10 protein-coding genes are annotated in these 13,434 nt (G+C 45.7%); 2 read left to right on the top strand and 8 right to left on the bottom strand.

Annotated features, from left to right (window positions below):
• Window position 1: 1 nt before the first annotated feature.
• The 4 genes from AC1DOV_RS00825 to AC1DOV_RS00810 form a co-directional block, all read right to left on the bottom strand.
• A complete protein-coding gene (locus tag AC1DOV_RS00825; protein ID WP_477548909.1) occupies window positions 2–1,792 on the bottom strand; it encodes an ABC transporter ATP-binding protein in 1,791 nt (596 codons plus the stop codon).
• Window positions 1,789–3,552, bottom strand: a complete 1,764-nt coding sequence (locus AC1DOV_RS00820; protein WP_477548908.1) for an ABC transporter ATP-binding protein — start codon at window positions 3,550–3,552, stop codon at window positions 1,789–1,791. Before AC1DOV_RS00820 ends, AC1DOV_RS00825 begins: the two co-directional genes overlap by 4 nt.
• A 281-nt stretch (window positions 3,553–3,833) precedes the next feature.
• Window positions 3,834–4,613 carry a Cof-type HAD-IIB family hydrolase gene (locus AC1DOV_RS00815; RefSeq protein WP_477548907.1) on the bottom strand — a complete coding sequence of 260 codons (780 nt, stop codon included), beginning with the start codon at window positions 4,611–4,613 and terminating at the stop codon, window positions 3,834–3,836.
• 1,077 nt (window positions 4,614–5,690) lie between these two features.
• Entirely contained in the window at window positions 5,691–6,140 is a 450-nt protein-coding gene (locus AC1DOV_RS00810; protein WP_477548906.1) for an SRPBCC family protein, read from the bottom strand.
• Between the two features lie 117 nt (window positions 6,141–6,257).
• Here AC1DOV_RS00810 and AC1DOV_RS00805 point away from each other — a divergent pair, with 117 nt between their 5' ends.
• On the top strand, window positions 6,258–7,064 hold the full coding sequence (locus AC1DOV_RS00805; RefSeq protein WP_441877602.1) for an AraC family transcriptional regulator: 807 nt from the start codon (window positions 6,258–6,260) through the stop codon (window positions 7,062–7,064).
• Between the two features lie 176 nt (window positions 7,065–7,240).
• Complete coding sequence (locus AC1DOV_RS00800; RefSeq protein WP_441877599.1) at window positions 7,241–8,062, top strand: hypothetical protein; 822 nt, start codon at window positions 7,241–7,243, stop codon at window positions 8,060–8,062.
• Window positions 8,063–8,127: 65 nt separating this feature from the next.
• Here AC1DOV_RS00800 and AC1DOV_RS00795 read toward each other — a convergent pair whose 3' ends face one another.
• The 4 genes from AC1DOV_RS00795 to AC1DOV_RS00780 all read right to left on the bottom strand — a co-directional run bounded on the left by AC1DOV_RS00795 (window position 8,128) and on the right by AC1DOV_RS00780 (window position 13,256).
• Entirely contained in the window at window positions 8,128–9,708 is a 1,581-nt protein-coding gene (locus AC1DOV_RS00795) for an ATP-binding protein (RefSeq protein WP_430055866.1), read from the bottom strand.
• Window positions 9,709–9,980: 272 nt separating this feature from the next.
• Entirely contained in the window at window positions 9,981–11,108 is a 1,128-nt protein-coding gene (locus AC1DOV_RS00790) for a copper amine oxidase N-terminal domain-containing protein (RefSeq protein WP_441881089.1), read from the bottom strand.
• Window positions 11,109–11,194: 86 nt separating this feature from the next.
• Window positions 11,195–12,331 (bottom strand): bifunctional cystathionine gamma-lyase/homocysteine desulfhydrase, encoded by a 1,137-nt coding sequence (locus AC1DOV_RS00785; RefSeq protein WP_430056212.1) that lies wholly within the window; start codon window positions 12,329–12,331, stop codon window positions 11,195–11,197.
• 1 nt (window position 12,332) lies between these two features.
• The gene (locus AC1DOV_RS00780) at window positions 12,333–13,256 is read right to left on the bottom strand and encodes a PLP-dependent cysteine synthase family protein (RefSeq protein ID WP_441910624.1); all 924 of its coding nucleotides are present in this window, start codon (window positions 13,254–13,256) and stop codon (window positions 12,333–12,335) included.
• Window positions 13,257–13,434: the final 178 nt, after the last annotated feature.

The raw sequence follows: 13,434 nt of genomic DNA, 5'->3' as shown, positions 1-13,434 counted from the left end.
CTTACTCTTCTGCTTTTTCCATATTTTCTTCTTCCCATAACAATCTCATTTCCGCTGAAACCGCAAGCAAATGCTGTAGACTGCCTTGCGCTTCTATTTTCCCATTTTTCATGACGATAATATGATCGGCACGTTGCAAAGCGGCTTTGCGGTGGGAAACAATCAAGCATGCCGCATGCGGCGTCTGTTCCACTCGTTCCCAAAGCAGCTTCTCTGTCGTCACATCCAGCGCACTCGATAAGTCGTCAAATACGAGCAGCTCCGGCTCACGTACAAACATGCGGGCAGCCGCTGTACGTTGTGCTTGACCGCCAGACAGCTTCACGCCGCGTTGCCCAATCATCGTTTCGAGTCCATGCTCAAGCTGTAAAATATCTTTGTCTAACACAGCGGTGCGAATGGCTTTCTGCGTGCGGCTTGGTATATCTGGCATACCAAGCAAAATATTCGTTTCAAGCGTTTCGCTAAACAAATTAGGAACCTGCGAGGTATAGGCGCTGCGCGGCGGAATAAAAAAAGAATCCGGATCTGCTACGCGCTCGTCATTCCACCAAATTTCCCCCGCCTGAGGAGGCAGCAGCCCAAGCACAGAGCGGAGCAGCGTTGTTTTGCCAGAACCTATCCGCCCCGTTACAACGGTGAAGCTGCCTCTTGTCAGCTCCATGCTTATATCTTCAATTCCTCTGCCGGAATCCTTATACCGATAGCTGAGTCCCCGTACTGAAAGCGTACGAAATGGAGCCTCCTCCTGCTCCTTTGAAGCGCGATGGTTTTCAGGAAATGCACCGCCCAGCTGCAATTGGGTATGCTCGGTAAGCTTTTCGGTTGATGCGCCTTGCAGCAGCTGCACCATTCGCTTAAACGAAATGCCTGTTTGCTGCAGCGTAGCTAAAAATCTGCCAAAAAACGCAGTGAAATCGGTCACGAACGTTAAATAATAGACGAATAATGCAAAGTCACCAACACTCAGCTCCGAGCGCTGCATAGCAGAAGCGCCCAGCAGCAATATAAATCCTGTTCCTATATTCACGATATTAGAAAATACCGAATCAAGTATAGAGGTGAATAATTGATCCTTAAGCGCGGCCTGCCTGCGCTGCTTATTCAATAAGCGAAGTCTGTCGATAAACCGTTTCTCCGCGCCAGCAAGTTGAATGGCCTGCACCGAGCTGAACATTTCACCGACCATACCCGTAACTTTGCCCGTAGCATCGCGGCTGGTGGCACGGTAGGCCTGCAGGCGCTTGGAAGCAAGCTGGGTGACTGATACAACGAGTATAAGCGGCAGAAATACATAACAAGTAATGCTGACGTTAACCCGCAGCAAAATGAAGATTGCCGCTGCCGCAAATAACAATTTGCCAATGAAATCAAGCGTCCAGCTGATGGCATCCTCTGCTTGATTGGCATCGTCGCGAAATTGTGTGACGGCTTCGCTTGGCGAGATCGGAATGGCCGCCGCTGCCGGCTGACGCAAGATCCAGCGCAGCATGTTCCACCGAAGCAAAGAGCCCATACTAAAGCGGTGGATCGTATCTGTCAAAGCACCCGCATAAATCGTAACGATTCTCGCAACAGCTACAGCCATTAACAAGATGGCTAGATTTGATGCGCTAAGCGACCAGCTGGCATGACCTGTGAGCGAATCAAAAAATTGCTGAATGATTAAGCCGGGCAGCAATGGGAATAGATGAATGGTCGCCCAAAGGATAGCATTGGCAGAATAGAGAACCGGGCGATAGCAAATAAGCCGCCACATGGCTTGCACCGTTGTCATTTCTTTGCTGTTCATACAAGCACCTCCACAGCGCTGGTTTGCAGTAATTGGTATAGCCTTGAGCTTGGATCAGCCGCTAATTGCGATCTATTGCCGGATTCCACAGGCGTTCCAGCATCTAAAATAAGGATGTCATCCGCTCGTTTAATTGTTGCAAGCCGGTGGGCAATAATAATGGCAGTGCGCCCTTCAAGCAGCTTATCGATCGCTCTCTCAATATGCGCTTCCGTAGCAGGATCGAGCCTTGAAGTCGCCTCATCAAGAATGACGAGACCCGGATTAGAGAGAAAAGCACGGGCAAATGCAAGCAGCTGCGCTTCTCCAGCCGACAAACCGCTTCCTCCTGAGGCCAGCTGAGTATCAAGCCCTTCGCCAAGCGAAGCTAACCAGGCGCCTAGCCCTAAATCTTCTAATACATCATGCAGCCGCTCATCCGAAATTGTTGGATCGTAAAGCGTGAGATTATCTCGCACGGTCGCTTGAAACAGCTGAATATTTTGAGATACCATCGCGATTCGGCCTCTCAGGTCAGCTAGCGTATAATCCCTAATATCTGTACCGCCCAGCTCAATAGACCCTGCTTTCACATCATAGAAGCGAACAAGCAGTCTAGCCAACGTACTTTTACCGCTCCCCGTTCGACCAAGCAAACCGAGCACTCGGCCGGGCTGAAGATTAAAATCGACATCGTGGAGCACTCGCTCCCCGTCCCCTTCCTCACCTGTGTAAGCGAATGCGACATTCGAAAAGCTTACTGAAAGCGCGCCTTCAGGCATATCAGCCGCTATCTCTTTCTCTTTTAGCTTCGATTCCGTAGCGAAAAGCCCGCTAACCCTTACAATACTAGCATCCGCCCGTTGTAAATCTTGAATTTGTGTACGGATTTGCTCAAGCGGATGATTGAGCAGCTCGGTATACGTAAAGACCAAATAAATCGTGCCGAGGCTCATCGAATCCGTTGTCCACAAATATGCGCAATATAATAATGCAAGTGATCGGCCAAGCGTAAATACAAAAATAGTGGATACCCACATCGAATATCCGCCTATGCTTGCTTTCAGCGTAATCGGAAATATTTTGCGGAGCAGTCCATGAAATCGCCTCATCACAAATTCGCTTGCTCCATTTGCGCGTGTATCCTCTGTTCCCGCCAAATGCTCGCCAACAAACCCATAAAACTCCGCCTGCACTTCGCTTGATTTCACCCAAAAAGGCGAAAAAGCCGTTCGTATTCGTTGAAGCACGAATATCGTCAATACAACGAACACCGTCATGCCTGCCCCTAAGCGCCAATCCTCGCGAAACATTAACACGAGTACACCTGCTATGAGCAGCAGATTCGCAACCAGCACGAATATGAAATTGGAGAAAAAATGCGACAGCTCATTCACATCGCCATCGATCCGCTGAATTAATTCACCGCTCGTTCTCTCCTTATGAAAGCTCTGATCGAGGTGCAAGCAATGCTTCGCCAAATCACCTCTTAGCTCATTCGTTGCTGTCCAGCCGACTTGTTCTCCAATATAGCCTGAGGAAACGCTAGCGAGCTGATGCAGTAGCGCAACTGTAATAAACAGCAAAGCGCTGCCGATAAGATCATTAATTTGAATGCCAGGCTGCAGCGCGCTATCAATAAAATGCCGTATGATTTGCGGATTCCAAAGCTGCAAACCAATGCTGGCAAGCAGCAGTATAGAGAGCAGAACGAGCTTGTGCCGCTCATGCTTTAAATAAGTGCTTAACAGTCTCCAATATTGTTTAATGGGGATATTCATTTTCTATTGCCTCCAAACACACCATCCATATATTTCATATTTATCTTAAAATGAGGAGAGGACTGGTGGCAAGGTAAAGAACAGTTATAGCCGCTTAGCACAGAAAGCGATTATTAAAGGTTATAACGGGTAAGGGGCTAATAAGGAAGCGAAAGGATTCCACCGTTTCTATCTGAGGATGTAGATTCAAGCGGCTACTAATAAGAAAAAGCCAACGCTATAAGTACGCGTCAGCTTTTTTTGTTTACTTTTATTTTGCATATATTCACACAATCTGAGTCTTATCCCTCTAACAAACCAGCCTTGATTAATCCGTTGCGAATCCCCTGATCATCCACATGCGTTGTTACATAATCTGCGAATGGCAGCAGGTCTGGATGCGAGTTGCCCATTGCGATGCCTAGGCCTACTGTCTCCAGCATTTCAATATCATTCAAGCCATCGCCAAAAGCGACCGCATCGGCAGTCGTATAGCCGAGTTTCTCGAGCAATGCCTCAATTCCTTGAGCCTTGGAGCCGCCTGCGGGAAGAACATCAATCGCTTGAGAATGCCAGCGAATAAGCTTCAGCTCGTCATGCAATCCATCATACAGATGCTCGTCATGGCTCTCACAGTGTAGAAATACTTGGAAAATATCATCCGTTTTCCAAAATTCCGGATTATAGCCTGGCAGATCTACCTTTAATGAATTTACCGAATCTATAATAAAGGGATGATCCTCTTTGTCCGCAAAAAAGTTATGCTCCCCTTCAAATACGAGTCCATGATTATGCTCAGCTGCAACCTTTACAAGTCGCTCCAAACGGCCTTTTTCGATCTCTCGTCTGTATAGCGGAGTTCCTTTGTACACAACGTATCCGCCGTTTAGACATACGAATGACTCGATGCCAAGCTGCTCAGCAAGCGGCTTTATAAAGTAAGGCGCTCTGCCTGTTGCAATAACCGGCTCCACTCCACTTTCCTTCAGTTCCGCAATAGCTTTGATCGTATCTGCCGGAATTTCCTTATGCTCATTAATCAGCGTGCCATCGATATCAAAAAAAACGATTTTATACCCCATTCTCTGTTCTCTCCTATCCGTAGTCGCAGACGTATGACGCCTGTCCTTTTTATACAGTATAAAGAATTAAGCCATGAAAAGAAATCTTTCGCCTTATTTTGCAAGCTCGACCCGCCATTAAAAGCCTTGCCTCACAGCACGCAGCGTGCAGCATGCAGCATAACATGTAAAATCTAACGGACATAGAATCCGCTATTTCATGAAATATAGGCAAAAGTGGCGGGGTAACGGACATACGATACGCTAATCGGGCGGATTAGGTTGTTAAATGAGCTTTTTAACCCAAATAAGGGCCTATATGTCCGCAAGCTTAGCAATTAATGGGGAATTTCGCAAAATAACGCATCTCATGTCCGTTGACCTTATTGTTGTTAAGAGCTTCGACAAGCGTTTACCGAATTCAACAAAAAGAACCACCAGCAGCTGCTGGTAGTTCTCAATTAATAAAACAAAATGATTGATCTTTTAATGATCAATCATTTTTAGGCTCTGGAGGCTTTCTTGTCAGTCTGGAAATACTTACACTATTCTCTTTTCACATCGATTACCTGGAAACATAAACTGAACTTTTATCGTTTAGTAGGTAATCCCTTACATAAAACGAGGAGGAAATCCAATTGTTTAGAATGGCCTTGTTCATGATGTCCATTATAATAGTTGCTTCGGGCTGTACAGTGGCTGATGATGAACCCAAAAATTACGAGAGCTTTTCCTCGGAAACATATTACATGTGGATCATGTATCACTAACAAATGGATCCTCAGGAGAAAAAAAGTCTGTCCGTGATGCAGTATAAATTAAAGAGTGGCTGCAATCTATACAAGACCTAGAACTTATTCCTTCTTCAGATCAGAGTAAGAAAGATGGTTTTCTTTATTCGATCGATTTGTTTGAAGGTGATGACAAAAAAATGTCTTTTACAACCAACTCTGTTGATGGAAAATACTATATAGCCAGCCCAATACTTACTGACTCTATAAAGGTTTTTTTCGAGAAGCATTAAATTAACACAGCAATTACGAATGAGCCGTTAGAGTTAGTCGTAGATTTAATATCTATATATCTAAAACCATATCGTTACCAACCATAATCCAGTTCCTTGCCCGTCTCAACAAAGGTTTTCAAATTGCTTAGAATCATCCACCACTGACTATCCGTCGTTGGAATCGAAGGATGGTCTTCAGTAAATTGGTCATTAACCAAAGTTAGCTTCGTCGTAGCCCCAACCTCTTCTAGCGTAAAAGTGATCCTTGACTCCAGCTCTGCATGATTCGACCGATAAGAAGGACCTGGATGCTCCAAAAAGCTAAGTATTTTGCTTGGCTCATATGCTAAAATAGTACCATAAATATGAACGGTTTCATCGCCTTCCGTACCTGGCCCAACATATTTAAGCGATGAGCCTACTTCGAAAGTTGATTCAATAATACAGCCAAAAAATGTTTGACGCGTTCCCTCAGGCGATACGAATGCATCCCATACTTTCTCGGGCGCTGCACCAATATAAAACTCATATTTAAACTCCATGTGTTACACTCCTTTTTCTATTTAAAATGGTTGATGTTTTCTACTCGTAGTATAAAACTATCTGCTAGGATCGTATTGTAAAAACGCGACAAATTGATCAATAGGAGTGATATAGTAATGAACACTATCGACCAAAAACGCAGTTTGGGTATTTTACAGCGGAGTGAGAGCGAGAAAAAATTTCAGCTTTCCCGTTATGCTCCTTCCGAACCTCTCCTTCCATTCATTAAACATTACTGGATAATAAACTGGGATTTAGAAGGCCATGCTCCTTATTTTCAGGATGTCGTCCCGAATCCTTGCGTCAATCTCGTTATCGAAGACCACCAAAGCGGCATTTATGGCGTTGCCAGTCAAATGTATACAAAAAAAATTGAAGGCAAAGGACGAGTATTCGGCATAAAGTTTCAGCCTGGCGGTTTTTATCCTTTTCTAAACTCGCATTTAGCAGAGCTTACGGACCAAGCGTTGTCGATTCAGGCTGTTTTTGGGACGGATGCTATCGCGTACGAGCAGCAGCTAAGGTTGGCAGCAGATCCTACTGGCATGATCGCACTTACCGAGGCCTTACTTCTTCGTCATCTCCCGCAGCCGGATGAGTCGATTACACTCGTCAATCAAATCATTTCACGGATACATGAGGATCAAGAACTGACCAAGGTAGAGCAGCTATGCGAAACCTTCGATATTAACAAAAGGAAGCTACAGCGCCTCTTCAGTCAATATGTCGGAATAACGCCAAAGTGGGTGATTAAGCTGTACCGACTGCAAAATGCGGCGGAAGCGATCGATAAGAGCACTCATTATGATTCACTTAAACTCTCAGCAGAGCTTGGCTATTATGATCAATCACATTTTATTAAAGACTTTAAATCCATTATTGGGAAAACGCCAGATGAATATGCAAAGCGACAAGCTTTGTAGTTTGCCTGTTGCTTAGCCAATTTGACTGAGGCTTGAATGATCCTGTATATTTATAAAAATTAATAAAATAAGCACGGCTTACGATGGAAGCACCCGTAAGAGAAGGCGTATACCGCCTATCTTGCAGGTGCTTTTTTTGCGTTGTTTGCCCAAAACCAAAGGAGGTTTTATCGATCATGCCATCTGCTTCCAAATTAACTGTAGTTTTGTTTGTTCTCTTGCTTGCGTTTCTAAGTCCAACTACTATTGCTGCCGCACCGTTTGAATTCAGCGTTACTGCCAAAACAGCTTTTGACAAAATGAAAGGAACCGCGGATAAAGGTACCTCTGCCAAGTTAACGTCTCAATACACGGAATTGCAAGAAATTCAGAAGCTGACCCTTGATTGGGATGTGCGGATAGACAAGCTCCATTACCAAAACGAGGAGACCGTTCTCGCTACTCGCAAGCGGATTAAGGAAGTTGGTGCGGAGAAGCTGGTTCAGCTAGAGGCAGCTGTCGTGCAAACCAAAAAGAAATACGAAGCCCTATTCAACCTTTATGATTCCTTGAATCAACAGCTGAGCCTCGCCAAATCGTTCAAAGATAAATGGCTTACGAATGCGCTGAAGCCGCAGGTCGAAACGACTAAAGCTGCCGTTCAGCTCGCCAAGCTAGATATACGCAGCAAAGAAACGGCGCTTAGAACAGCCAAAGCGAGCACCGCCAAAACGATTAAAGATTTGCGCGAGCTGCTGAGCGGCATCGACCCGCTTAAGGTGAAAATCAAAGCATCCAAGAGCACCATCAGCAGTATAAAGAAACAGTTCACGACGGAGACATCTATTTTGAATCAAGTGTTGAAAAAAGGCGATTCAACAGCAACCTCAAGCTCTTTTACTCGCATGCTCGCTTACACAAAGCAAATTAACGAGCAGAAACAAAAAACATACAACTATGAGCAGCAGACGATGAGCATTATAGCTAAAGTCGACGCGCAAATAGCAGCTATCAAGTAAGTAAAGCACAGCAAAAAAGCGCGTCTCGGCATCCGAAACGCGCTTCCATCTATGATTCGTCATCTTTATACAGTAGGGAGCCATACCTCAACAATAGTGCCTACACCAAGCTCGCTGGACAACGATAATCGTCCCCCATGCGACGATACTATTTTATCTACAATCATCATGCCTAAGCCGTTCCCGTCCCGCCTTGTCGTATGGAACGGTTGTCCAATACGCCGCATCACTTCATCCGTCATACCTACACCGTTATCGATAAATTGAATGCGTTGATAATTATCCACCACATCGAGCTTAATGTTCACTTCTCCGCCGAAGGGCAGAGCTTCCATGCAATTTTTTAAAATATTTAAAAATACCTGTTTGACTTGATCACGGTCGCATAGAATTTTTGTCTCGCCTACTTTTGCGCTCCGTATTTGAATGCCGTTCATCTCAAATTGAAGCTCGAATACCGAAATGACCTCTTGTAAAATAACATCACAATCTTCTTCTTTATACTGAATCGCTTGCGGCCTTCCCAATATTAAATATTCGCCCACAATCGCATTCATCCGCTCCAGCTCTGACATCATCAAGTTGTAATGATGGGGATTCGTCGTTTTGCTGGACAATTGAAGCATGCCTTTTACTGTAGTCATAGGGTTTCGAATCTCATGCGCGATGCTGACGGCTAGCTGGCCTGCAAACACAAGCTTCTCACTATTGCGAAGCAGTTCTTCCGCGATCTTCATTTCCGTAATATCCCGCAAGCTGCCGACAACCCGCGTAAGCTGGCGCTCGCTGTCGTAGATAGGAACCACATCCAGCATGTAGTAGCGCAGCTTCTCTTCAACTAGAATAGATAGCTCGATTCCTACACAGGACTCACTGCGTTTCATAACGCGTTCAAAATACGTCCCAATGATGCCGACTTCAAATACACTTGTGCCTAAGCAGCCATTTTTTTCATGATCCGAATTGTTCAATATCGCAGCGCAGTATTTGTTTATTTCTACAATTGCACCCTGCGCATCGGCAATAATGACACCATAATAATCCGTTTCCAGAAGAACCTGATTTAAGATTTGAAGCTGTGTATTGTGTTTACGGAGCAGCAGCTCTCGCTCGATAGAATCAACGATTGTGCATAAAAGTGCAAGCAAATGAGGATGGGCAAACTGAATTTCTGTCATGATCGAAATCGAACCAAGCAGCTGACCGCTGTCCTCCATAAAAAAAGGAGCTGTATAACAAGCTAGCTGATGTAGTACTTTCTGATAATGATCTTCGCCTACGAGCTGAATAGGCAGCTGTTCACGCAAACATAGATCAACCGAGCTCGTACCGATCTCTTCACAGTATCGCACGCCTTCAACAATACCTAGCTGGCGCACCTGATTAATAATAGAAGCATTGCCTCTGAACTCAAGGATATACCCCTCATTGTCTGATATGGCAAGGAAAAAAGGGTCATCTGCAACGGTCGATAAAAATTTTTCAACAAACACGCTGATAACTTCAATCGTTTCTTTATAATGGCCCTGCTGAGCTTTAAGCTCCGCATCCGTAAACCGCTGGGTAAATATAGGCAGTTCATCACGATTAAGTCCATACCGCTCGCATTTTCGATGTGATTCTATGATTAAATCGTTATTTATCATATGGTATACCAATTAACCTTTCCAGGACAGCTAGCTTCCATTTTGTTGGACATTATCCAATATTCTAGTTTAACCTGGCATATTCCTTCCCAAATTCATTAAAAATCACTTATTATCTACAATAATCTCCAAAATCAGCGTCGAGACCCCAAAAAGCGACATTCCTTCGTTCGAAATTTGCACCAAATCAATCCTAAAATAAAAAAAAGCGATGCTTAATAGTTAAAAACCATTAAGAAATCGCTTTTTTTCAATGTTATGCAATGTTATGATTAGCCCTTTGGTGAAAGCTCAATTTTCATGTCATCAAGGTACAAAGTTGTCAGACCCTCATAGCCGGAGTCGCTGCCCACAATGACATAAAGCTCACCCTTCTCGTTGGTTTGCAATGTTGCCGTATAATCCATGGCGACTGGCTGAAAGCCTTTCAGCGAATCATCCGGCTGCACCATGTTTCCAACGATCTTCATATCTTTGCCTTCGGTCTTCTGATTGCCTTTATCCAAATTCATTCGATAGTAATGATCGCCACCGCTATCAACCTTGACAGCTTGAGGCTCCTTGCTTACAAATCCTGCTTTAATGCTGACAGCTTCTCCAGGAGCTCCGCCAACACCCATCATGCCGCCCGATTGATCCGTATACAGCTTAAAGGATAATGATGCTTGATATACCGTGTTTGGCTTCAGCCCATCGATCTTCTTCGTCGCGAACATAAACAAATCATCGCTGCGATTCATCCCTTTAAGCTTCAGTGCGTAATTGGTCTTGTTATTCGCAAGAGGAAGCAGTTCTCTAGCGTATTGCAGCTCGTAAATATCCGGATTGTAGTCTACTGGCAAATCGGCAAAAGCTCCATTCCAGCCTTCCTCGCCTTGGTCAAAGTTATAATGGAGCGATAGCGCAGCCTCACTCGTTTGCACGGTAACTTTTTTCTGCTTCGCGTCCCAGCTCGTTTTTGCTCCTAACAGCTGTGCTACCATTTTTGCCGGTATGAAGGTCGTGCCTTTAATAACAACAACTTTGGCAGGCAGCTTCACGTTTTTAATGAAGCTCCCAACTACCGCATCGCTATTTTGAGTGAGAGTCACTGCAAGTCCAGCACGGGTTAAAATAATTTGTTTCGCTGCCGCATCCAATTGAATGTTTGCTTGCAATCCCTCAGCCAGCGCTCTGACAGGGACCATCGCAATACCGTTCTGTAAATAAGGCGCCACCGCAAGCTTATGCTCTCCGCGGTAATCAATCGATTTGGTGCTTCCTATTTGAAATTGAAGAGGAGCAGGCGAAACGGCTGAAGCGCCATAAGCGGTTGCTCCGCTAGCTGCTGCACTAAGAAATAAAGCGGTTGAAAGAGATGCTATCATGAGGTTTTTATTTAACAATTGTTTAAAGGCCATTTGTCTACCATCCTTTGTTGTTAGTCTTTTGGTGCGTACCCAAACTAACGAACAAAGATGAATATAAGTTGCAATTGGCTAATTTTTCATGACTTAAGACTCTGCTCTAGATCTTCAAGCAAATCCTCGCTATCTTCAATCCCGACTGATATTCGCACTAAACCATCCGTAATGCCAAGCTGCTTCCGCCGCTCGCTTGGTATAGATGCATGCGTCATTCTCGCGGGAACGGAAATAAGACTCTCTACAGCACCTAAGCTCTCGGCAAGCGTAAAATATTTCAACTTTTTGATCATCGCAGACGCTTTCTCCGCGCTGCCTACGTCAAATGATATAATGCCGCCAAAGCCGCGTGCCTGCCTCTTCGCAAGCTCATGCTGCGGATGGCTCGGCAGCCCCGGGTAATAGATGTTTTGTATGGTTTCCAAACGCGATAAATAAGCGACGATTGCCTCAGCATTCTCTTCATGAGCTTCCATGCGCAGGCCAAGTGTCTTCAACCCGCGGATGAGCAGCCACGAATCCTGAGGACCAAGCACGCCTCCCGTCGCATTTTGCACAAAATGCAGCTCTTCCCCCAGCTTATCGTTGCTCACAACAGCCAGGCCAGCAACAACATCGCTATGCCCGCCAATATATTTGGTAGCAGAATGAAGCACGATATCAGCGCCTAGTGTTATCGGGGTTTGCCAATATGGCGTGCTGAACGTATTGTCCACAATGAATAGCAGCTGCCTTGCTTTGGCCCAAGCGGCAACACCTGCAATGTCCGTTACTTTAAGCAGCGGATTTGTCGGTGTTTCCACAAACAATGCTTTTGTATTCGGCTGAAGCGCCTTCTCCATATCTTCTAGGCTCGTCGTATCCGCAAAGGTCGCTTCAATCCCCAGTCGGCTGAGCACCTTCGTCACAATGCGATACGTTCCCCCATACACATCATCCGTCAAAATAATATGATCGCCAGCGCTCAGTAGCGAAAATACAGCGTTAATCGCTGCCATGCCTGAGCTAAAAGCAAAACCTCTTGCACCTTCCTCTAAATCAGCAATATACTGCTCCAGTGCATGACGCGTTGGATTGCCCGTACGTGAGTATTCATAGCCTTTATGAACGCCGATGTCGTCCTGTTTATAGGTGCTCACTTGGTAAATGGGAACACTGACTGCACCTGTAAAAGGGTCAAAAGGGCTGCCTCCATGAATGAGCTTTGTTTTTCGCCTCAGCTTAAGCACCTCCGTTGTAAATCTGTTTGCTTAAGTACCTCTCACTGCCATCTGGAAAAATAGTAACGATTCGGCTGCCGGGCGCAGCTGCTTCCGCTTCAAGCAGCGCAGCATGCAGAGCGGCGCCCGATGAGCTGCCGACAAGCATTCCTTCGAGCTGCGCCAGCTCCTTCACCCTTGCAAAAGCATCCTCATCCTTTATCGTATGAATGGCATCGAAATAGCTGCTATCCATAAATGGAGCCAGCTTCTCCACGCCAATTCCCTCTATCCTATGCGGCCCTAGTGCTCCGCCGCCAAGTATGGAGCCTTCCGGCTCAACAATAACCGTCTTCACCTTTGGGCTCTGCTCCTTCAAATACTGCGCTGTTCCCATGAAGGTGCCCCCCGTTCCCGCTCCGGCAACAAACACATCAACCGTACCATTCAAATCATGCCATAACTCGGGGCCTAACGTTTTGTAATAGGTTAACGGATTTGCTGCATTAGAAAACTGCCTTGGCGAATAGGAACCGGGTATTTCCTTCATCAGCTCTTCCGCCTTCTGCACCGCGCCTGCTATCCCAAGCTCTGTTGGCGTATTTACAACTTGTGCGCCAAGCGCCCTCATCAATTGCTGCTTCTCTATGCTGAATTTATGGGGGACAACAAAGATCGTCGATACTCCCCGTCCGATCGCCGCCAATGCCAAACCTATTCCCGTATTGCCTGCTGTCGCTTCGATAACGGTTCCTCCGGGCTTCAGCTGTCCGTTTGCGAACGCGGCATTCAACAGCTCGACACCAAGCCGATCCTTGACGCTTCCTCCCGGATTTTTATACTCAAGCTTCGCATAAAGCGTTACACCTTCTGGCAGCGCAAAACCTGTAAGCTCAACTAGCGGCGTATTGCCAATTAGTGCGTGGATATTGTGATACAACGCCATTTGCAATCCCTCCCACGACTCCTATTTCCTCCTACGCGCATCCTTTACTCGGGCTATACTCTTCATCATATGAAGCTGCTTCTCTTTGTGTTTATGTCCCGTAAGCCTACTTTTAGGCGTTATTCAAGCCTACAAGCAAAAACGCCTTCAGCGTCCTCTGGATGCTGAAGCAGCTTTG

Source organism: Paenibacillus sp. 01T47, from assembly GCF_056398245.1.
Note: the sequence above shows the minus strand (reverse complement) of the source record. Positions and strands in the feature narration are given on the sequence as shown.